A 20,875-nucleotide genomic window follows, 5' to 3' on the forward strand; every position below is an offset into this window, starting at 1 on the left:
ATATGAAAATGAAAGCAATCATTACAGCAGCTACTATCATCCTATTATTATTGTTGTCTGGTTGTGGATCAAAAAATAAGGAGCAGCCTGCCACTGCTGAAAAAGAGTTAGATAGAGTAACAGTGGCAAATTGGAGCCAGCCACTATCGGAACAAACGAATCTGCTTGTCAGTGAGGAAAAAGACTTTTTTAGGAATCAAGGTCTTAGTGTTGAGTTGATACCCGGTGCTGGGGGAGGAGACGCAATCAAGAATATTATTTCAGGAAAAGCAGATATTGCCTTCACAGATCCAGGATCCCTCTATTTTGCCTTAAATCAAGGAGGAAAATTAAAGGTTATTTACAATATTTATCCGCAAAACGTATTTAATGTCGTCTCTTTAAAAGAAAGGAATATTCTGAAGCCAGAGGATCTTAAGGGGAAGAAAATTGGCGTCTATAGCTTTTCAAGTGGTACAAGACAAAATCTACTTGTTCTTCTAAACCAAGCTGGTCTTACAGAAAAAGACGTCACGATTGTTGAAACGGGTCTGTTGAATTTTGCACCGCTTATGCAAGGGCAGGTTGATGCAACGGCTGCAACCGACACTGGTTTAGTGACCGCAATGGAAAAAGGACTTGTGGATGTAAATGTATTAAAAGTAAAGGATTATCTCAATGTCCCAAGCGATGTCTTCGTGGTAACAGAAAAAACGTACAACGAGAAAAAGGACATGCTTAAAAAGTTTATTGAAGGTTATCAAAATAGTGCAGAGTGGATGATTAACCATCCAGAGGAAGCGGCTGATTTGGCTGTAAAATACGCCATTGATGGCAAGGATCAAAAGCATAATTTAGAAATTATTAAACTACGAAACGAATCTAGTATTTCGAATGCAACCTACGAAAGAGGTCTGGGTGCATTAGAAGCAGATGTGTTACAACAGGGTGCGGACACGTATAAAAAATTAGGGCTTATAGGCAAGGATTTGAATATGGAAGATGTGATCGCTGAAGACCTCCTTCCTAAAATGAAATAGGGGGTTGGTAGATGATGAGGAAATTTGAAAATAAAACCGTACTCGTTACAGGTTCAAGCAGAGGAATCGGTGCTTCGATCGCAAAAGGTTTTGCTAATGAAGGGGCAACCGTTATTGTGAACTACGTTCAAAATGAGCAAGCAGCTGAAAAAATAGTTGACGCATGTATCGAGCTTGGTGGTGATGCATGGGCGATTCAAGCAGATGTAATGTCTGAAACGGCCGTTAAAAGGATGATGGAGCAAATTGAACTCGAAGTAGGAAAATTAGATGTGGTCGTCAATAATGCCTTTAAACCTTACGTGTTTAATCCAGATACACGTAAAATGTTTTCGCAGTTAACATGGGCTGACTATCAAAATCAAATCGATGGAACACTCAAATCTAGCTACTATATTTGTCAAGAAGCCATTCCTTTGATGAAAAAACAAACCAAGGGGAGCATTATTAATATCGCAACAAACTTAGTGGACCGCCCGCTCGTTCCTTATCATGACTACACAACCGCTAAATCTGCGTTAATCGGTTTTAGCCGGAATCTAGCCGTTGAATTAGGAGCTTACGGAATCAGAGTCAATTGTGTGGCACCTGGATTGGTGTATCCAACCGATGCAAGTCGTGAAACAAAAGAAGAGGTTAAGGAAATGATCATCGGTCAAACCCCACTTAAAAGAATCGCAACACCAGGGGATATCGTAGGGCCCGTTCTTTTCTTAGCCTCTGAATGGAGCCAGTTCATGACCGGACAGACACTAGTTGTCGATGGCGGTCTGGTCATGAGTTAAATAAGACCAAAACCAAAGAACATTATCCGAAAACGCTAGAGAAAGTAAAAGTGTCCGGCACTGCGGATGGACAAATGTCCATCCATGATGCCGGACACTTTTTTTAGAATAATAGGGACCCCATAGCTGTTGCTTCAATTAACATCGTGGATGAGAACATCCTTTTCTCATCCACGATGTTTTTTTGAAGCAATAAAAATAGGCTTTTGTATTAGTAACAATACCTACCTATTGGACATATTTTGTTGAGGAAGGTTTAGCAGTGTGTTTACCTATTTTCAAGTTCGTTCTTTGTCCATTTCAAGTACTGCAGCCCTTTTTAAATATATAAGGAGGTAATAAAAATGTATGATTTCCAAAGTCAACTCCAGGGGTTAAGTCTTGGAGATTTCCAAGCGACCCAGGCAGTTCCTTTTGACCCAAGCATGTACTACACTGATCCTACTCGATTTGGTGGTATGGGTGGTATTGGCGGTATGGGTGGTATAGGTGGTTTTGGCGGTATGGGTGGTATAGGTGGTTTTGGGCGATGTTCTAGCTGTTTTAACTGCTTTCATAACTGCTTCCACAATTGCTTCCATAATTGCTTCCATAATTGCTTCCACAATTGCGGCGGACAACGCTGCGGAGGCCATCGTTGCGGCGGTTGACAACTATAGATTTCTAACCAAAACTCCACTTAGAAATGGAAAGGAGAAGAGCCCCTACACTTGTTGTTGGGGCTCTTCTTTACAGAATTAACATAAGGGACAAATTGCGATACATAGGATGATAGTGATGATGAATAAATATGAGGAAAGCTACGGATATGGAGGAGAGAAATGACCAATATGAACACTTCTATGCGTCTAAAAGTGAAAAGGGACACGTTTTTTCTACCTGAACCAAACAGAGGTGTGTATTTTCGGAATAATGTAAGCTCGTTCCGTATGGAAGGCAGTATGATCGATCAATGGGTTGAAAAGCTAATCCCAATGTTCAATGGCGAGTATACCTTGGAGTATTTGACAAACGGTTTGTCAGAGGCATACCGAGATAGAGTGTTTGAAATAGCTGATGCACTATATCAAAATGGGTTTGTTCGAGATGTGAGCCAAGACCGTCCGCATCAATTGAAGGAACAGGTTCTAAAAAAGTATGCTTCTCAAATTGAATTTGTAGATAATTTACTTGATTCGGGTGAATTTCGTTTTCAGACCTATCGTCAAGCGAAAGTGTTAGCAGTAGGCTCTGGTCCTTCTTTTGTGTCGTTGGTTGCGTCGTTACTTGAATCCGGGTTGCCCAAGTTCCAAATGCTGATCACGGAAAGTGTTCAGACCAATAGACAGCGGTTGATGGAACTCGTGGCACATGCCCGTAAATCAGATCCTGAAGTGGAAATAGAGGAAGTCACACTAAACAAACAGGGGGAAAGTTCCTGGGAGGAAATAGTGAAACCGTTTGATTATATTTTATTTGTGTCAGAACAGGATGATGTAGAGGAACTCCGACTTCTACATAGGGTTAGCAGGGAAAAGAAGAAAATGTTTCTGCCTGCTATCTGTTTAGAGCAGGTGGGTTTAGCAGGACCGGTCGTACATCCAGACGCTGAGGCGGACTGGGAGTCTTTATGGCGCCGTATTCACCAAGAAGCTCTCTTCAAAGACCAGAGATTTTCACCTTCCTCTGCTATACCCGGAGCCATGTTGGCGAATGTACTCGTATTTGAGATGTTTAAAGTCGTTACGGGTGTGTCCGAAAAGGAACCTAAGAATCAATTCTTTCTTCTAGATTTGGAAACGTTAGAGGGAAACTGGCATTCTTTCATGCCTCATCCACTGATGACAGAACAATCTTCAGCTAGATTGGTTGAAGATATAGAAATGAGACTAGCACAAGCAACGGAAAGAGGAGATCCGGGTAAATTACTTCTATCCTTCAACCAGTTGACTTCTAAGGTAACGGGAATTTTCCATATTTGGGAGGAGGGTGATTTAAAGCAGCTGCCTTTAGCTCAGTGCCGAGTTCAGACAGTCAACCCATTGGCAGATGGGCCAGCTGAACTGTTGGATGATATTGTCTGTACAGGTCTGACACATGAGGAGGCAAGAAGGGAAGCGGGTTTGTCCGGAATTGAAGCGTATGTATCACAAGTAGTCAGTTCGCTCGATCTACCTCCAGAAGTGGAGGTTGGTGCAGGTGAATCATTCGCGGAAAGTGTTGGCCGAGGATTGCAAAAATGTTTGGATGAGGAGTTAATCATACAAAGTCTTAAACAGGATTATACCGTCTTCCCAGTGCAGGTAAGTACGGTAGAAGATGAACGCTGTCGTTTTTATTTGCAGGCACTGACGACGTTGCGAGGAGCACCGACTATAGCGATGGGTGAGGAAGTGTATGGATTCCCAGCTGTATGGATTGGTATCAATGACGGATGGTATGGCAGTGTCGATTTGAATATCACAATGGCATTACGAAATGCGCTGCAACAGGCACTTATCACTGTGCAAAATGAAGAAGAATTCGTTATGGAACGATTCTTGGAGGTTTCGTCCATGCCTATGGATGAACAAGTGCCACTAAGCATTGAAATTCCTGCATGTGAAGAGAGATTACAATCCGATAACTTGCTTACTGCTATGGGAATCTTGGAAGGGAACGGGATGCAGTTGTTTGTATATGAACTAGAATTGGAACCTTTTTTGAAAGAGGGATTGGCAGGGATATTTGGGGTATTGGTTCAAGAGGAGGGATTAAGGTGAGTGCTGTCATGTTGGTTGTAGGAGAAGGGCTGCTGGCAGACCACATGTGTGAAGACCTGTCATCACAATACTTGGTATTTCGCCAAACAGATTTCGGGGCAATCGTACCGGAGAGCATTGATTTGGCATTGGTTTTAGATGATGCCTGGAAACCCAATGTTCATCAAAAAGCAGAAGAGATGTTTCGCCAAACCGACACTCCTTGGCTGCGAGGCTTTGTTTCGTTTGGAGAGGGGGTAGTAGGTCCTTTTGTTCAACCAGGTACGCCAGGATGCTCTCAATGTGCTGATTTGCGGCGTACTATAACAGCACGCGACCGCACAGAATTGTGGGAGATACAAAAGGGGCTGGAGTTTTCAGGAGGAATGCAGCAGGAAGCTTGGGCATCGCGTTCGGGAATATTACAGATGACCCACTTAATCGGGGCTGAGGTACAAAGAATTATGAATGGTGATGATCCTGTTTCTGAAAGAAAAATTTGTTTCATCAATCTGAAAACATTGAAGAGTTCCTGGCATAGGTTTCTGCCCGTCCCCTTATGCCAGGTTTGTAGTCAATTACCTGATGATTCACCAGCCATGGCTCAAATTTCTCTGCAGCGAAGTCCGAAGGTTACCAGCGATAACTATCGGAGCCGTTCGTTAGATGACCTGAATCATGTTCTTATAAAAGACTATCTTGATCAACGAACAGGACTTTTAACTGATAAAATGGTTAACCTCGTGCACGCATTTGCAGATGTAAGTGTCAATTTACCTTTGTTCGAGGGGGACGAGGGAACAGCAGGCCGGACTAACTCATTCGCGGTAAGTGAGTTAACGGCGATTTTGGAAGGATTGGAGCGGTACTGTGGACTTGAGCCACGTGGTAAACGGACTGTGGTTCATGACAGTTATAACCATTTGAAAAATCAAGCACTCCATCCGATCGAGGTTGGTGTACATGCAAAAGAACTGTATGAACGACCTGGTTTTCCATTTGCAGAATTTGATCCAGATCGCCCGATTGATTGGGTATGGGGATATTCGTTTTTGCAGGAGCGTCCGATTCTAGTTCCAGAGCTGCTTGCCTATTACAGTTTAGGTGGCAGGTCACAAGGATTTGTCTATGAAACTTCAAACGGGTGCGCATTGGGCGGAAGTCTAGAAGAGGCTATTTTATACGGTATTTTGGAAGTAGTGGAGCGTGATTCGTTTCTGATGACTTGGTACGCGCAAATTCCTCTCCCGCGTCTAGACCCAGCCTCCATTGAAGACCAAGAGCTTCAATTAATGATTGAACGGATGCGTGCAGTTGCAAAATATGATCTATATTTATTTAACTCTACGATGGAGCACGGAATTCCAAGTATTATGGCCATAGCGAAAAACAGGAAGGAAAAAGGAATGAATCTTATCTGTGCGGCCGGAGCTCATTTGGACCCAGTACGGGCAGTGAAAACGGCGGTTCACGAGTTAGCTGCTATGATGCTGTCGTTGGATGAGAAATTAGAGGCAAACCAGGAGGAGTATGGACGAATGTTGCACGATTCATCCTTGGTGCAACAAATGGATGATCATGGCATGCTGTACGGTTTACCGCAAGCAGAAGAGCGCCTGCAGTTTTTGCTGGACAATCATCGTCCATTGCAATCGTTTGACAAGGAATTCAAAAGGAAGTCAACACATTTAGATCTTACCGATGATCTTCAGGATATTCTTCAAGAGTTTCGCCGATTAAACCTCGATGTGATAGTGGTTGACCAAACAACACCAGAAACGATCCGAAACGGACTGTATTGTGTGAAAGTGCTAATTCCGGGGATGCTGCCGATGACATTCGGACATCACCTTACCCGTGTAACAGGGTTAGAGAGGGTGTTCAGGGTGCCTATGGAACTTGGATATTCAAATCAACCGCTGACAGCAGAACAGCTCAATCCATATCCGCACCCGTTTCCATAAGCGCGTCATTAGGGGGACAGAGTATGTGTCTTGAAGAGTTTCTGCACAATTTGCATTTTGATATTGAAAAGGCAAGCATACCCGATTGGGAAGTAGATTGGGAAGATAAGCCGCTTCCCTATAAACTGTACCGTGGATTGCCTGTGGTTCCATTTTCACTAGAAGTACCATTGACACTTGAAGGACAGAAACAACCCGCAACACCTGACCTATCTAAAATGGGTCATTTTCTTTGGTATGTTTACGGCCTTACTCAATTTAGCCAATCTGTTTTTAGTTTGGATGCTACAGACCATTCAGAAGTCATGCAATCATACAGGAGGTTTGCTCCCTCCGGTGGAGCCCTGTATCCAAACGAATTATACGTATATTTGAAAATCAAGGATTTGCCAATTGGAGTATATCATTATGATGTGGCACACCATCGCTTAGTATTGCTGCGGGAAGGAAATTTCGATTCTTATATTGCGAAGGCACTTGGAAATCGTTGTGACGTTTCATCATGTTTTGGTACCGTTTTTGTATCGGCGATGTTTTGGAAAAACTTTTTCAAATACAATAACTTTTCGTACCGACTGCAGGGGTTGGATGCGGGCGTGTTGATTGGACAATTATTGGAAGTAGCGAAGCGGTTTGGTTACGAATCAGGGGTTTATTTTCAATTTCTTGATCGAGCCGTGAACCATTTACTTGGTTTAGCTGAACGAGAGGAAAGTGTATATGCAGTCATCCCGCTATCGGTGGAACCAACCATTTGGTCAGCCAACGGGAATGAAAAGGCCAGAATGGTAGCTGCAGCCGAGTTGTGCCGAGAATTAACATCAATTGAGCCAAGTCACTACGTCCGGTCACAAAGGGTTAAAGAGTATCCGATGTTAACCGAGTTAAATGAAATGTCCATGCTCGAAGATACTATTTCGTTTACGATGATAGGGGAGGAAGAGATTGGGAATGGTGGTGGTCAAACGGTAGCTCTGCCCCATGCGGAAAGGTTGTCATATGATCTTGCCTCTGTCTGCCGACAGCGATTTTCTCCAGATATGGATTTCATTATGGGAAAGATTAGTCAACTCGATCTGGCAAATCTGCTGTATGAGGCGACGGATTCCTTTTTGTATCGGAATGATTTGGAATCTGCGTATCAGAAGCATGAACCGCGTGTCTCAGTAAATATCTGTCTATATAATGTTGAAGGAATTCCAAATGGTGCGTATCAATATGACAGCACTACTCATGCCTTACATCAGGTCCTACTTGGAGATCATCGACTCCTGCTGCAATCTGGTATGTCATTATATAATGTAAATTTGCTTCAAGTGCCAATTTGTATACATGTCACAGGAGTAAAGGATTACTATAAAAATACATTCGGTTACAGAGGATATCGCATTCAACAAATGGAGGCAGGTATGCTCGTGCAACGATTACTATTATTGGCAGCAGCCAGTGGAATGGGGGGGCACCCGCTCCTCGGGTATGATTCCAACCTGTGTGATGAAATTTACAAGCTGGGACCACAAGGAAAAACGAGCTTAATTCAAATTCCGTTTGGTCCCTATCGGCCTCGCCCTTGGTTAATGGGAGGCTTGTATGGTTAATAGCTCTCTTTCTAAACATTGAGGCAAATTGAAAAAAACAAAATTTTAATATTTGATAATCCCTTTTTGTGTAAATAGTTAGGAACTATCTCACAAAAGGGATTTTTAATGAAAAAAGTTTCACTTGGAACTAAGTACATACCTAAAAAGCTTGTAGAAAACGTCCATGATGGAAAGAATTCTACAAGCTTTTCTTATCGTTGAGCGTAACTAGATTCTCTTTATGGGCAATTTCCTTTACAACATCCTTTAAAGTTACACTTCCCAAAACCTTCTCCATGGCTAATTGAGCAGAGGAAAATAATGGTTCTACGGTATTCTGTATGTTCCTGCCTACGGGACAAGCTGGATTTGGGTTGTCATGTAAGCTAAACAACTCCTTATCCTGTACAACATTAACAGCCTTATATACATCATACAGTGTGATATCAGATAAATCCTTTGCGAGTTTTGCTCCTGCTATACCTGGACGCACTTCTACTAAACCTGCTTTTTTTAGCATACCCGTTAGTTTTCTTATAACAGCTGGATTGGTGTTTACACTTGAAGCTAAAAATTCTGAGGAGCTTGTTCCCATTTTATTAAATTCAATTAAAGTTAATATGTGTATTCCTACAGCAAATCGACTGCTGATGGACATCTTTCGTCACCGTCCCTATTTAACGTACCATCAATTAATACTAATGTGTAATTAAGCTGGTTACAAGTTTATTATACCAAAATACGCAGAGAATATATAAAGTGATTTAATTCTGTTGACAGAATGATTACCTGTAATTATAATGATTACCTGTAATTATAATGATTACAGGTAATCATTCAAGTTACAATTAAATGTTAAATGGAGGTATAGATAATGAAATTTTTAGTTACAGGTGCAACTGGGAAATTAGGTTCAAAGGTTGTAGAAACAATATTGAAAACTGTACCAGCAAGCCAACTAGCAGTGAGTGTTCGCGATCCAGAGAAAGCTGAGGGACTTCGTTCTCGCGGAGTTGAGGTTCGTCAAGGGGATTTTGATCGTCCAGAATCATTAGATGCTGCATTTGCAGGGATTGAACGTTTATTAATTATTTCTGCGGATGGTGATAATGAAACAAGAATCCGTCAGCATACGAATGCAGTTGCTGCAGCTGAACGTGCAGGAGTTAAATTTATTGCTTATACAAGTTTAGCAAATGCAACAGAAAGTAAGAATTTAATGGCTCCACCTCATGTTGCGACAGAAGCAGCAATCATTAAAACAGGTATCCCCTATACGATCTTACGTAATAATTGGTATTTGGAAAACGAAATTGGCAGTATTCAAGGTGCCTTGGCAGGTGCTCCATGGGTAACTTCCGCTGGAGACGGTAAAGTAGGCTGGGCACTGCAACAAGATTATGCAGAAGCCGCAGCAGCTGTTCTTGTAGGAACTGAACACGAAAATAAAGTGTATGAACTTTCTGGACAACCATTAACTCAAGAAGAATTAGTATTGGCTCTTGGGGGTGTATTGGGTAAAGAAATACCTGTACAACAAGTCAATGACGAGACATATGCAGAAATCATGAAAGGCATTGGCCTGCCTGATTTTGTGATTCCAATTGTAGTTGGAATCCAGGAGAGCATTCGAAACGGTTCATTAGATGTGGAAAGTAATGACTTTGAGAAAGTTCTCGGTCGTCCAGTAACCCCAATTAATGAAGCACTAAAACAAATTGTTACTGAAATCTCGAAATCATAATAAAGCGCTGAAAAAAGCCGATCCTTCTGAATGCAACAGAAGTCGGTTTTTTTATGCAGAAACGTTCAAATTATGTTCAATTGAAAAAAGGGAGGTTCAGGTATGGGGAATGGTTATCAGGAACGCATTGAAAAGACAAAAAGGGCAATTGAAAGTTCGGAGTATTTATTAATAGGTGGTGGAGCAGGCTTATCTGCTGCTGCTGGGATAGCATATAGCGGAAAAAGATTTTTGAAAAATTTTGCACCATTTATTGAAAAGTATGGATTAACTGACATGTACTCATCAGGTTTTTATCCGTTTAAGACCCAAGAGGAGAGATGGGCATACTGGGCAAAACATATTAGCCTTAATCGATATGAAAGTGGCCCTACAACTGTTTATCAGGACCTATTCCAACTGGTGAAGAATAAAAAGTATTTTGTAATTACAACCAATGTCGATAGCCAGTTTGAGTTGGCTGGTTTCCCATCGGATAAAGTATTTGAAGTCCAGGGGAATTACGGATTTTTTCAGTGTTCAGTGGGTTGTCATGATAAGCTCTATGATAATGAATCACTTGTAAAGGATATGGTTGCAAGGACCATTGAATGCAAAATACCATCCGAACTGGTTCCAATATGCCCGGTTTGTGGCGGAAATATAGACCCACATTTAAGGATCAACCAATACTTTGTCCAGGATAAGAAGTGGTATGAATTAAATGATTTATATAACCAGTTTCTGCAGGAGTCCGAAGGAAAGAAGGTTCTATTTTTAGAGTTAGGTGTTGGATTTAATACTCCTGGAATTATTCGTTATCCATTTGAACAAATGACGTATCACAATGAATATGCAACACTAATTCGATTAAATAAGGATCATCCAGTCGGAGCATTGGAAAATGAAGATAAGTCCATTGCATTTACTGAGGATATACAAGAGGTTGTATTCACGCTCATGAAATAGCGAAAGGAGAAATATAAATGCATCCATTACCATTAAATGAATATTCCTCATTCATTCATTTATATGAGGAATTTGTACCGCCTCCCCTTACTCAAAGCAATATGGAAGAGGTTGTAAACTATTTATTAGAGACGTTATTACAAGAGTCAGGTGCTCCAACAGATATAGAAATCCCAAATGATTATATAGGAAAACGCAATTTAGTAAGGGCTTTACTAAATATAAGAGAACCAAAATCCATTGATGAACAACTCTTAAACAAAATGGATTCGCTCTTACAAATTGAATTAAAAGAAAAGGGAATCGTGGAAGTGGAAACACATACAACTGTTTCTAACTTGTATCCTGATAATCCTTTTTCCCAATCAGATAAATTCATATTATGGCAAGGTGATATAACTAGGTTAAACTCCGATGCAATTGTAAATGCAGCGAATAAACAAATGCTAGGTTGTTTCGAGCCATTACACGCTTGCATTGACAACGCAATCCATTCTGCTGCTGGACCCCAGCTACGTGAGGATTGTGAAATTATTATGTCTGCACAGGGAGTATTAGAGGAAACTGGTATTGCAAAAATAACAAGGGCGTATAATCTGCCGTCACGTTATGTCTTGCATACCGTTGGACCCATTGTCCCAAGGGGAACAATATTAACAGAGAAGCAAAAAAATGAGTTGGCGTCTTGTTATATTTCATGCCTTGAATTAGCGAATGAAATTAAAAATATAAAATCCATTGCTTTTTGTGCGATTTCAACAGGTGTGTTTGGATTTCCAAAGTCTGAGGCAGCACAAATCGCAGTCAATACAGTTAACGAGTGGATTTCAACTCATCCAAATCATTTTGAAAAAATTATTTTTAATGTATTTAGTAAAGAAGATTACCAAGTATATTCGAGCGTGTTTCAAAATTAACAATGTAAGGGATGTTGTCGCTGAAAGTCAATTAACCGAAGAAGTTGCAGACATTCCCATGTTTAATCGAATTCGTGAGTTGAATAAACGAGATTTAATGGCAGTTTATCACTGCCTACAGCAAAATAATTAATCCATTTAATAGTAGCCAATTGGAAAAACTCATTTGCCATTCATTAGGCAAATGAGTTTTTTTCTTTATTTTTGAAATTGATCAAAACCGATTGTAATAAGCCAACCAACAGCAAGAGTAACAGTAAGATATGTACCAATATAAAGTAATATTTCTGCCATGCTTCCTCCTTTACTCATCCGAGTTTGACCAATAAGCTAATGCCATTATAACAAGGTATTTTTAAAAATTTGTCGAACGAAGGAGGTTAATCTATTTGTAATTAAATTGTTAATTGTTCTTAATAATAGAAATCTGATGAAAATAAACAGGACCATACTACCCCAAATAGGTAAAATATTACTCCCTTTCCTGTTCATAAGGAGTGTGCTTTTTCCCATTTTTCATCCTTTAATAATGGGTAACACTGAACTAGACAATGAATTTAATGTTCCGTAGACTAAACACTATATCATTTTTTCTATTAATTACTTGGGAGTTGGTTATCTACTATACTCCTAACCCAATATAGATTTAGATTGTAGTTTTTGATAATGGGGAGGAATAACCATGTTAGAATTTGATACAAGTATGGAACATTTAGCGAAAATTAAAGTTATCGGTGTTGGCGGTGGGGGAAACAATGCTGTGAATCGTATGATAGAGGATGGCGTTGGTGGAGTAGAATTTATTGCTGTTAATACAGATTCACAAGCTATCAAACAATCTAGAGCAGCAATCAAAATGCAAATTGGTTCCTCTTTGACCAAGGGGTTAGGTGCTGGTGCAAATCCAGAAATAGGAAGAAAAGCAGTCGAGGAGAGCAAACATCAAATTGAAGAAGTCATAGCAGGTGCTGACATGGTTTTTGTTACTGCCGGAATGGGTGGCGGTACTGGGACAGGGGCAGCCCCCGCCATCGCGAGGATTGCTCGAAAGCTTGGAGCCCTAACGATTGGAGTTGTAACACGACCGTTTAAATTCGAAGGCTACAAGCGTGCAAAAAATGCAGCAAGTGGAATAGAGGCAATGAGGGAAGCAGTGGACACCTTGATTATTATTCCAAATGATCGTTTATTAGAGATTGTAGATAAAAAAACTCCTATGATTGATGCGTTTCGAGAAGCAGATAATGTCCTACGTCAGGGTGTTCAAGGTATTTCTGATTTAATTGCGGTGCCTGGTTTAATCAATCTCGATTTTGCAGATGTGAAAACGGTCATGTCCCATAAAGGTACAGCCTTAATGGGAATTGGTATTGCAGAAGGTAGAAACCGTGCTGCCGAAGCTGCGGAGAAAGCCTTAAATAGTCCGTTGCTGGAAACTTCGATCAATGGAGCACATGGTGTAATAATGAACATAACGGGTGGCAACAATTTAAGTCTATTTGAGGTGCAGGAGGCAGCAGAAATCGTTGCTTCAGCTTCTAACGAAGAATTAAATATGATTTTTGGTTCGGTCATAAACGAAAACTTAACAAATGAAATTATTGTAACTGTTATAGCCACTGGATTTAGTGATCAAGAGGATAAAGCAGTACATAGTTCACCTCAGACCCTAAAGGAAGAAATGTCGAATTCATATCATAGGCAACAACATATACAATATCAAGAACCAGACCCGTACATCCATGATGAAGACGTTCAGGTTTATGACCGGCACTTAGAAGTGCCAGAAGAATCAAATGATATACCAGCGTTCTTGCGCAATCGAAAAAAACGCTTGCGATCAAATTAATTTAGTGTAGATACGAGAAACCGTTGCCCCTGATTTTGACACTGTTCGGGAATCAGTTGACCCACTTTAGTTCTCGGTGCCACACAATTTTTCACTGGACGGGAACCAGAAGATCCTCTGGTTCTCCATTATGCCATTGGAAATTCCCATTGCATTTGGATGCTAATTATTAGTAACTAGTAAAGAAGGCATTTCATTATTGAGGTGCTTTCTTTATCTATTATATAGTATCTTATATCAAATTAGCTTGTAACGACCAATCAGGCAGTATTATTCAAAACACGAATATTAGGATAAAACATTAATAATATTTTCCTTTAAATACGAAAGATAACGTATTTTCATAAAATATTATTCATGTTTTATTGAAAAACACCGATTAACTTGTTATATTGACCAAAGTAACTAATAATAAAACTTCCACCAGTTAACCGTTTGAAATTATTCTGCCAAACTAGCAATTATTCTATTGTAATATATCTTACTATTCACTATAATCCTATTTATTAGAATTTAGTGTCTAATTGGGGATGTGGGATTATTAGAGCAACTCAGGCCATAGTGTAAATATAAAATGCCTATGGAACGGCGCAAAATTATCTTATACAAGTGGGGGGAAGCATCTATGAAAAATCTATTGAAAAAGTGGAATCAAATCGGCCTTGTTAAACAAATTTCGCTGGGGTTAATTATTGGTATCATCTTGGCTGTAACGATTCCACAAGTTGCCAAGCCATTGGTTATTTTAGGCTCATTATTTGTAGGTGCTTTAAAAGGTATTGCGCCGGTTTTGGTCCTCTTCTTGGTGATGTCGGCCATCGCGGGGCACAAAAAAGGTCAACAAACCAATATGAAATCGATTATTTCACTGTACCTACTAGGAACGTTTTTAGCAGGATTCATCGCGGTTATTGTCAGCTTTATTTTTCCTGTAAGTATTACTCTTACCAAGGGGGCTGAAGATTTGGCGGCTCCTGGCGGTGTGATAGAGGTTCTGAAAACACTGCTATTGAGTGTTGTCGATAATCCAGTGAAAGCCATTTATCATGCGAATTATATTGGGATTCTGGCTTGGGCGATTGTCCTAGGATTGGCTTTAAAAAATGCCCCAGATACGACAAAAACCTTGATTTCTAATTTATCTGATGCCGTCTCTAAAATTGTAACTTGGGTCATTAAATTTGCCCCATTCGGAATAATGGGTCTGGTCATAGAGTCGATTACAACAAATGGACTTGAGTCACTGTTAAGCTATGGTAAATTACTTGTCATTTTGATCGGCTGTATGCTGTTTGTAGCTTTGGTTGTCAATCCGTTGATGGTATTTGTGAATATACGTCAAAATCCATTTCCACTTGTATTCCAATGTTTAAGGGAAAGCGGCATTACCGCATTCTTTACACGCAGCTCGGCTGCAAACATACCCGTAAACTTAAAGTTATGTGAAAAACTAGGTTTAGATAAAGATACCTATACGGTATCAATTCCACTAGGCGCAACAGTCAATATGGCAGGTGCAGCTGTAACGATTTCTGTATTGACACTTGCTGCTGTTCACACACTTGGAATTGAAGTGGACATCCCTACAGCGATTATCCTTAGCGTAGTGTCAGCTATATGTGCCTGCGGTGCTTCAGGGGTTGCCGGTGGGTCACTCTTATTGATTCCGCTAGCATGCAGTCTTTTTGGTATTCCAAATGATGTGGCGATGCAGGTAGTTGGTGTGGGCTATATCATTGGTGTTTTACAAGATTCATTTGAAACAGCTCTTAACTCTTCAACAGACGTTCTTTTCACGGCAACAGCAGAATATAAGAAGAGAATTAAGGAAGGAAAAAGTATAAAAAGTCATAAAGTAGCTTAAATATGATCATCCCCCTTGTGGCTCACAAGGGGGATTTTATAATATGAAAAATTAACTCAAATATCATAAATTTGTCACTATCCTCACGTTTCTCTTAAGTTTACCGACGTATAATTATAGTGAAGATATGTTTTTTATATGGAGAGGATGATAATAATGTTAACGGATTATTCAAGAATCGTTGTCGCATATGATCATTCAGAATTAAGTAAAAAAGCATTAAAAATGGCCATAAATTTGGCTAAGCAGGATAAGGTCATTCAATTACTAGTCGTCACTGTCATGCAGCCAGTAAGGCCGTTGCCGTACTCATCATATGGCTATGCATTAGCTCTAAACCGCGAATCTCAAGATAAGGAATTCGAGGCAATACGTGAAGAGCTTGAGGAAGAATTAAAGACACTTCCTAATAAATCAAAGTTGTTATTATTAGAAGGTCTACCTGGAAAAATGATTGTTGAATTTGTTAAAGAAAATGATGCTGATCTTGTTGTAATGGGCAGCCGAGGATTAAGTGGACTGAAGGAACTCTTCCTGGGAAGCGTCAGCCATTATGTTGTCCAAAAGGCACCATGTCCCGTTTTCATAGTTAAGTAACTGACACGAAAAAATAAGCTTGTAGAAAAAGTCCGTTTGGACAGATTCTACAAGCTTTTATTTTTTAACACTAAAGGGATAAAATCGCTATAACGGTCGATATGAAAATCTGCTTCAATGTTACGATTTTGAAAGGCAACGGTTTTAATCTTTAATTTTCTAGCAGGAAGTAAATCTAAGTCACGATCACCTACGACCAAATCAATATGGTAATTTTTCAAGACAAATTCATAAGAAGAAGTATGAGGCTTTCTAGTGAATCCTTGTTCTTCTACGGAAACAATTTCTTTAAAGTAGTGTGATAGCTGATATTTCTCAAGGAGATAGGTAGTAGACTCCATATCACGATGAGTAACGATGATATTGTTTTCAACTGCTGATAAAACCTCTTCTAAATGCTCAAAAGGCTTGCTGTACAATTTAGAGTATTGTTTATCTAATCGTTTATATTCTGCTCTATTCGTCTCGTCAATCCCGTAATAATTAAAGGCTGTCTTCGAATCGATTTTTAGCCACTTCAATACTTCCTCGCGATTGAGATTCTGTTGACTTAATTTCACAAACCCTTCAACCAGGGCAGGGTATGTATCAAAAAGAGTCCCATCAAAATCCCACAATATGTTCAAAATAATCCCTCATTTCTTATCGATGCTAAAAATAATACTGTAACATTTTACATAAAATTTAACTAGCCGTGGAAACAAATTAATAAACTGATGCACATATTTTTACCTTCAACATATAATAACTTCTGTGAGAAAATTATTGGAGGAATAAAACATGAATAACAATCAAATCCTGACTAGTAAAAGAGAACAAATTGATGGAGGAAATGGGTTTAAAATTATTGAGATCAATGTATCGGACCCATCTGAAAATTTATTTGCTGTAGTCACACCTGTAAAAATGAAATAAGTTATTAAAAATAGTGGAACCCCTGATAGCTGAGGGTTTCCACTATTTTTGACTGCTGTTGGTCTATTAAAAGAATAAACTAAAAATACCTAAACAATTGAAAATTATACCTACCATTGCTATATTTCTTCCTTTTTGCCTAAGTTTTTTTGTTTCTCTTAAACCAATAATCCCAAGTAGTAGACCTGCTACACTAAGAATTGCCCCATATCCTATAAAAAATATCCCGAAAATTGATAAAATGCCTATAAGCAATGAACCTACCGCTTTTCCATTAGTACCTTTATTTTCAGGAATTACTTGAGTTTTCAACAAACAAAACCCACCTCCAATTCCAATTACTTACATTAAAACTACTTAAACACTCTTTCACAGGTTAATTGAGTAAAAACTAAACACTGAATTTTGACAAACGCAAACTATCATAAGTATCGGTCATTTCACATATAAATGATGATATTAAAAATTCTTTAATATTGTGTTTGGTGCTTTCGTTACTACGGCTATCTACGAACAATACCCACTGAGCGATTTGCTCAACTTGACCATCCCTCGAATGTTTGTTCTTAACCATATCATATTAAATTTTCAAAATGGTATCAAATATCAACATTTGCCTTTAACCCAACCAATTTTTATAAAATTTTATTTAGATTAGTGTGTGAATAGCTCTGCTATCTGTGAAAAATGCTCGTCATAACATTTCTTTCTCTGAATAAATTTTTTAAAGGTACAATAAAAAATTGAACTATTAAACTTACTTTGACGTTATATCTAAAATAGAAAAATTTATCAAAAAAGGTAAGATAAATAAATTAATAAGGAAGTTGATAATGATGAGTAAAGAGATTGAAATGATGATACCAGGACCATTCCCATTAGCAGCAACATTAACGCTCCCAGATGGAGGGAATGAAAAATTTCCTTTAGTGGTTATGGTTCACGGAAGTGGTCCAATAGATCGTGATTCGAATGCAAAAGGAATACCAATGAATATTTTCAAGGAATTAACTGATGTAGTGGTTGCAGAAGGGTTTGCGAGTATTCGCTATGATAAAAGGGGGGTTGGAGAGAGTAAAGGGGACTATTATGAAATGGGCGTTTACGATTTAATTAACGATGCTCACGCTGTATTGGAATTTGCTAAAAAGCACACTAATATAGATTCAGAAAATGTGATTTTACTAGGACACAGCGAGGGATGTATTATCGCACCATTCGTATATGAAAAAGTTTCAGTTGATGGGATGATTCTTCTTGCCGGTATAGCTGAACCATTACCAGAAACAACGGCATGGCAACGCGAGGAAATGATGAAGGATTTAAGATCTGTAAAAGGATTTCAAGGATGGTTACTTCGTATACTAAAAGTAGATCAAAAAATAACAAAAATGAATGATGATTTATTTAAGGCGCTGCAAGAATCGGATGATGCGGTTATTAAGTACAAAGGGAAAAAAATCAACGCTAAATGGAATCGAGAGACAGCACTGTTTGACGTATCAAAACCGTTACAAAAGATTACTTGTCCCGTTCTAGCAATTACGGGAACCAAGGATGTAAACGTAAAGGTCAGCGATTTAGAAAAGATCAAAGCATTAGTTCATAGTGAGTGCGAAACACATATTATTCAAGACATGACACATATGCTTCGGAAAACAGATGTTGAATACAGCATGAGCAAAATCATGAATAATAATAAAAAAACACTAAAACAACCCGTGGACGCTGAACTAAAGGATAAAATTCGTGTATGGTTACGAAACTGGAAGAATAGACAGATTACCATTGAAAAATCAGAAATGCTGGTAAAATAACGTTAACCAGTGATGTCTAAAATTCATGAAAAATCATTGAAATGGTCATCATCATCCCAATGATGACCGAAATTCATGAAAAAATTATTGAAATGGCCATCATCATCCCAATGATCACCGAAATTCATGAAAAGAATCATAAAAATGGTCATCATCATCCCAATGATGACCAAAATTCATGAAAAGAATCATAAAAATGGTCATCATCCCAATGATGACTAAAATTCATGAAAAAATCATTGAAATGGTCATCATCATCCCAATGATGACTAAAATTCATGAAAAAATTATTGAAATGGTCATCATCATTAACTCATTCACTCTCAAAAATCTTCCTGATTTGGTGAATGGTGAAGGACTTTTGCGAGAAACTTTGGTAGTATGAACAAATGAGGATAATATTAGTATAACGAGGTGCCTAAATGAAATTAGAAGTTACGAAAGAAGCAGCGAATTGGTTTATTTCAGAGATGAATTTAAAACAAGGAGAATTTGTTCAGTTTGTCGTAAAAATTTATGGCGGTATACCCACCCCGCACCCATCCTATTATTTAGCACTATCCATAGGAAAAGAGGGAACGGTCGCAATTAAGGATGAAGTCGAAGGTATTACCTTTTACTTTGATGACCATGATTCGTGGTTCTTAGAGAATTACGATCTGAAAGTTACCCCGAAAAACGATGATGTAGAGTATATCTTCACACAGCACAGTTAAAGTTTGTTCTTGTCACTTTTCTGTCACAAATAAAGATTGCAATGGGTGATTTCAATATTACGACACAGACAAATAACCACAATTCCACTATGATTAAATAATCAAATAGAGGGATGTGGTTTTTTGAATAATATAAAAGTTAGTTTCAACGGTAAAGTATATATTATTCTTTACCAACACTCTTCTGGTTACTGTGAAATTCGTGAAGAGGGCAGTTCATCTGGTGAAGTCCAACTCGTACATTTTTCTGAATTGGCTTTAATAAAATGACAATAAAAAAGCAGTGAGATGATTATTATAAAAAAATCTCACTGCTTTTTCTTAAAGATTTTTTTATGAATTTTTATACAGTAATAACCACTTTCCCCTGTGTATGTCCTTCTTCAAAATACCGAAATGCTTCACACACTTCACTTAATTTATACTGGCGGTCAATAATAGGCTTTACTTTGCCGGCTTCAATAAGTCCCTTCAGATAAACTAAATCATCTTGGTTTGCCCTTTGTAAAAAGCTGCCGATCTTTTGCCCAGATGTTTTTGAAATCCATGTTCCCTGGGTCATAGCTTGGAACATTTGAGCTCCGGAACCTCCTACGTGAACAAAAATTCCATTGGGAGTTAATGATTGCCGATAAGCGGATAATGGCTGACCACCGTTAACGCCAAGAATTAAGTCATATTTCTGCTTGTTTTCAGTAAACTTCTCCTTTTTATAATCAATGACATGATCTGCCCCTAGTGATTGCAAAATGTCTACATTCCTCGTACTGCACACGCCAGTAACTTCTGCCCCATATGATTTGGCAATCTGAACTGCAAACGTACCAACGCCTCCAGAGGCACCATGAATCAAGACTTTCTGTCCTGACTGAATCTTGCCTTTATCGCGGAGAGATTGTAGGGCGGTTACTCCAGCCATAGGTACCGCAGCAGCTTCCTCAAAGGACAAATTTGCCGGTTTTAAAGCTAATGCTTTTTCCGGAACACAGGAATATTCGGCAAAACCACCCCAGCCAACACCAGATAAATCTCCGAACACTTCATCTTCTGGTTGAAATTGTGTAACGTCCTTGCCAACAGCTTCAACCACACCAGCAATGTCCCCTCCGGGTATGGAAAATTTAGGTTTAAATAGGCCAAAAGCAAAACGGGCTAAGAATGGCTCGCCTCTCAAAAGGACCAGGTTCCCATGATTCACCGAAGCAGCATGAACTTTTACTAGAACTTGATGATCCAGTAATAAAGGTTTTTCAACCTCTGTTAATTCAAGAACATCAGGTGGACCATATTTGGTAGTTACAATTGCCTTCATAAATAACACCTCTTTTCCAAAGATTCCCTACAAATCCCTTAATTAACATAATACTCTGAAAAAAGATTATTAATACTGATATCGACTATTTAAAACTAAATCCTAATAAATGAGACATAACAAAGTGA

At 38.9% G+C, this 20,875-nt stretch carries 21 protein-coding genes and 1 pseudogene; 17 read left to right on the top strand and 5 right to left on the bottom strand.

Features of this window, described 5'->3' with window-relative positions:
- Positions 1 to 2 precede the first annotated feature (2 nt).
- The 6 genes from BLR86_RS18930 to BLR86_RS18955 all read left to right on the top strand — a co-directional run bounded on the left by BLR86_RS18930 (position 3) and on the right by BLR86_RS18955 (position 8,086).
- Complete coding sequence (locus BLR86_RS18930) at positions 3 to 1,019, top strand: ABC transporter substrate-binding protein (RefSeq protein ID WP_090765099.1); 1,017 nt, start codon at positions 3 to 5, stop codon at positions 1,017 to 1,019.
- 11 nt (positions 1,020 to 1,030) lie between these two features.
- Positions 1,031 to 1,804 (top strand): 3-oxoacyl-ACP reductase, encoded by a 774-nt coding sequence (locus BLR86_RS18935; RefSeq protein ID WP_217642402.1) that lies wholly within the window; start codon positions 1,031 to 1,033, stop codon positions 1,802 to 1,804.
- Positions 1,805 to 2,148: 344 nt separating this feature from the next.
- A complete protein-coding gene (locus BLR86_RS18940) occupies positions 2,149 to 2,454 on the top strand; it encodes a hypothetical protein (protein ID WP_090765102.1) in 306 nt (101 codons plus the stop codon).
- A 171-nt stretch (positions 2,455 to 2,625) separates the two neighbouring features.
- Complete coding sequence (locus BLR86_RS18945) at positions 2,626 to 4,545, top strand: putative thiazole-containing bacteriocin maturation protein (protein ID WP_090765105.1); 1,920 nt, start codon at positions 2,626 to 2,628, stop codon at positions 4,543 to 4,545.
- Positions 4,542 to 6,488 (top strand): TOMM precursor leader peptide-binding protein, encoded by a 1,947-nt coding sequence (locus tag BLR86_RS18950; protein WP_090765108.1) that lies wholly within the window; start codon positions 4,542 to 4,544, stop codon positions 6,486 to 6,488. The genes BLR86_RS18945 and BLR86_RS18950 overlap by 4 nt, the downstream gene beginning before the upstream one ends.
- Before the next feature lie 23 nt (positions 6,489 to 6,511).
- Complete coding sequence (locus tag BLR86_RS18955; RefSeq protein WP_090765112.1) at positions 6,512 to 8,086, top strand: SagB family peptide dehydrogenase; 1,575 nt, start codon at positions 6,512 to 6,514, stop codon at positions 8,084 to 8,086.
- Positions 8,087 to 8,267: 181 nt separating this feature from the next.
- Here BLR86_RS18955 and BLR86_RS18960 read toward each other — a convergent pair whose 3' ends face one another.
- Entirely contained in the window at positions 8,268 to 8,726 is a 459-nt protein-coding gene (locus BLR86_RS18960) for an Rrf2 family transcriptional regulator (RefSeq protein WP_090765116.1), read from the bottom strand.
- 216 nt (positions 8,727 to 8,942) lie between these two features.
- On the opposite strand from BLR86_RS18960, the gene BLR86_RS18965 reads away from it, so the two are divergent.
- From BLR86_RS18965 to BLR86_RS18995, 6 genes are all read left to right on the top strand, one after another.
- Entirely contained in the window at positions 8,943 to 9,812 is an 870-nt protein-coding gene (locus tag BLR86_RS18965; RefSeq protein WP_090765119.1) for an SDR family oxidoreductase, read from the top strand.
- Positions 9,813 to 9,914: 102 nt separating this feature from the next.
- Complete coding sequence (locus BLR86_RS18970) at positions 9,915 to 10,760, top strand: Sir2 family NAD-dependent protein deacetylase (RefSeq protein ID WP_090765121.1); 846 nt, start codon at positions 9,915 to 9,917, stop codon at positions 10,758 to 10,760.
- A 17-nt stretch (positions 10,761 to 10,777) separates the two neighbouring features.
- Positions 10,778 to 11,677 (top strand): protein-ADP-ribose hydrolase, encoded by a 900-nt coding sequence (locus BLR86_RS18975; RefSeq protein WP_254782375.1) that lies wholly within the window; start codon positions 10,778 to 10,780, stop codon positions 11,675 to 11,677.
- 682 nt (positions 11,678 to 12,359) lie between these two features.
- Positions 12,360 to 13,526, top strand: a complete 1,167-nt coding sequence (ftsZ, locus tag BLR86_RS18985; RefSeq protein ID WP_090765127.1) for a cell division protein FtsZ — start codon at positions 12,360 to 12,362, stop codon at positions 13,524 to 13,526.
- 625 nt (positions 13,527 to 14,151) lie between these two features.
- On the top strand, positions 14,152 to 15,390 hold the full coding sequence (sstT, locus tag BLR86_RS18990) for a serine/threonine transporter SstT (protein ID WP_090765129.1): 1,239 nt from the start codon (positions 14,152 to 14,154) through the stop codon (positions 15,388 to 15,390).
- 156 nt (positions 15,391 to 15,546) lie between these two features.
- Positions 15,547 to 15,987 (top strand): universal stress protein, encoded by a 441-nt coding sequence (locus tag BLR86_RS18995; RefSeq protein WP_090765131.1) that lies wholly within the window; start codon positions 15,547 to 15,549, stop codon positions 15,985 to 15,987.
- 47 nt (positions 15,988 to 16,034) lie between these two features.
- Here BLR86_RS18995 and BLR86_RS19000 read toward each other — a convergent pair whose 3' ends face one another.
- Positions 16,035 to 16,613 carry an HAD hydrolase-like protein gene (locus tag BLR86_RS19000; protein ID WP_090765133.1) on the bottom strand — a complete coding sequence of 193 codons (579 nt, stop codon included), beginning with the start codon at positions 16,611 to 16,613 and terminating at the stop codon, positions 16,035 to 16,037.
- A 154-nt stretch (positions 16,614 to 16,767) separates the two neighbouring features.
- Between BLR86_RS19000 and BLR86_RS26845 the strand changes: the two genes are divergently transcribed.
- A complete protein-coding gene (locus BLR86_RS26845) occupies positions 16,768 to 16,902 on the top strand; it encodes a hypothetical protein (RefSeq protein WP_302847231.1) in 135 nt (44 codons plus the stop codon).
- 66 nt (positions 16,903 to 16,968) lie between these two features.
- Here BLR86_RS26845 and BLR86_RS19005 read toward each other — a convergent pair whose 3' ends face one another.
- Complete coding sequence (locus tag BLR86_RS19005; RefSeq protein WP_175492965.1) at positions 16,969 to 17,217, bottom strand: DUF4190 domain-containing protein; 249 nt, start codon at positions 17,215 to 17,217, stop codon at positions 16,969 to 16,971.
- A 76-nt stretch (positions 17,218 to 17,293) separates the two neighbouring features.
- A pseudogene (locus tag BLR86_RS19010) lies at positions 17,294 to 17,425 on the bottom strand (IS1595 family transposase); the annotation flags it as partial.
- 310 nt (positions 17,426 to 17,735) lie between these two features.
- Here BLR86_RS19010 and BLR86_RS19015 point away from each other — a divergent pair.
- Genes BLR86_RS19015 through BLR86_RS19025 form a run of 4 tightly spaced genes read left to right on the top strand, consistent with a single transcriptional unit; the run spans position 17,736 to position 19,435 of the window.
- Entirely contained in the window at positions 17,736 to 18,719 is a 984-nt protein-coding gene (locus tag BLR86_RS19015) for an alpha/beta hydrolase family protein (RefSeq protein WP_090765143.1), read from the top strand.
- Between the two features lie 41 nt (positions 18,720 to 18,760).
- Positions 18,761 to 18,901 (top strand): hypothetical protein, encoded by a 141-nt coding sequence (locus BLR86_RS26190; RefSeq protein WP_175492966.1) that lies wholly within the window; start codon positions 18,761 to 18,763, stop codon positions 18,899 to 18,901.
- Positions 18,898 to 19,104, top strand: a complete 207-nt coding sequence (locus BLR86_RS19020; protein WP_090765146.1) for a hypothetical protein — start codon at positions 18,898 to 18,900, stop codon at positions 19,102 to 19,104. Before BLR86_RS26190 ends, BLR86_RS19020 begins: the two co-directional genes overlap by 4 nt.
- Positions 19,105 to 19,141: 37 nt before the next feature.
- Positions 19,142 to 19,435 carry a HesB/YadR/YfhF family protein gene (locus tag BLR86_RS19025; RefSeq protein WP_090765149.1) on the top strand — a complete coding sequence of 98 codons (294 nt, stop codon included), beginning with the start codon at positions 19,142 to 19,144 and terminating at the stop codon, positions 19,433 to 19,435.
- Positions 19,436 to 19,778: 343 nt separating this feature from the next.
- Here BLR86_RS19025 and BLR86_RS19030 read toward each other — a convergent pair whose 3' ends face one another.
- Positions 19,779 to 20,747: an NAD(P)-dependent alcohol dehydrogenase gene (locus tag BLR86_RS19030; RefSeq protein WP_090765152.1), complete on the bottom strand. Its 969-nt coding sequence runs from the start codon at positions 20,745 to 20,747 to the stop codon at positions 19,779 to 19,781.
- Positions 20,748 to 20,875 lie beyond the last annotated feature (128 nt).

This window comes from Bacillus sp. OK048, assembly GCF_900103525.1.
Lineage (GTDB): Bacteria > Bacillota > Bacilli > Bacillales > Cytobacillaceae > Neobacillus.

Coding starts and splice junctions, on each gene's coding strand:
- sstT (WP_090765129.1), top strand. CDS start 14,152: ATGAAAAATCTATTGAAAAAGTGGAATCAAATCGGCCTTGTTAAACAA.
- BLR86_RS18940 (WP_090765102.1), top strand. CDS start 2,149: ATGTATGATTTCCAAAGTCAACTCCAGGGGTTAAGTCTTGGAGATTTC.
- BLR86_RS19015 (WP_090765143.1), top strand. CDS start 17,736: ATGATGAGTAAAGAGATTGAAATGATGATACCAGGACCATTCCCATTA.
- BLR86_RS19020 (WP_090765146.1), top strand. CDS start 18,898: ATGAAAAGAATCATAAAAATGGTCATCATCCCAATGATGACTAAAATT.
- BLR86_RS26845 (WP_302847231.1), top strand. CDS start 16,768: ATGAATAACAATCAAATCCTGACTAGTAAAAGAGAACAAATTGATGGA.
- BLR86_RS18945 (WP_090765105.1), top strand. CDS start 2,626: ATGACCAATATGAACACTTCTATGCGTCTAAAAGTGAAAAGGGACACG.
- BLR86_RS18970 (WP_090765121.1), top strand. CDS start 9,915: ATGGGGAATGGTTATCAGGAACGCATTGAAAAGACAAAAAGGGCAATT.
- BLR86_RS19030 (WP_090765152.1), bottom strand. CDS start 20,747: ATGAAGGCAATTGTAACTACCAAATATGGTCCACCTGATGTTCTTGAA.
- BLR86_RS18935 (WP_217642402.1), top strand. CDS start 1,031: ATGATGAGGAAATTTGAAAATAAAACCGTACTCGTTACAGGTTCAAGC.
- BLR86_RS18975 (WP_254782375.1), top strand. CDS start 10,778: ATGCATCCATTACCATTAAATGAATATTCCTCATTCATTCATTTATAT.
- BLR86_RS18960 (WP_090765116.1), bottom strand. CDS start 8,726: ATGTCCATCAGCAGTCGATTTGCTGTAGGAATACACATATTAACTTTA.
- BLR86_RS18965 (WP_090765119.1), top strand. CDS start 8,943: ATGAAATTTTTAGTTACAGGTGCAACTGGGAAATTAGGTTCAAAGGTT.
- BLR86_RS18995 (WP_090765131.1), top strand. CDS start 15,547: ATGTTAACGGATTATTCAAGAATCGTTGTCGCATATGATCATTCAGAA.
- BLR86_RS26190 (WP_175492966.1), top strand. CDS start 18,761: ATGGTCATCATCATCCCAATGATGACCGAAATTCATGAAAAAATTATT.
- BLR86_RS18955 (WP_090765112.1), top strand. CDS start 6,512: ATGTGTCTTGAAGAGTTTCTGCACAATTTGCATTTTGATATTGAAAAG.
- BLR86_RS19025 (WP_090765149.1), top strand. CDS start 19,142: ATGAAATTAGAAGTTACGAAAGAAGCAGCGAATTGGTTTATTTCAGAG.
- BLR86_RS18930 (WP_090765099.1), top strand. CDS start 3: ATGAAAATGAAAGCAATCATTACAGCAGCTACTATCATCCTATTATTA.
- ftsZ (WP_090765127.1), top strand. CDS start 12,360: ATGTTAGAATTTGATACAAGTATGGAACATTTAGCGAAAATTAAAGTT.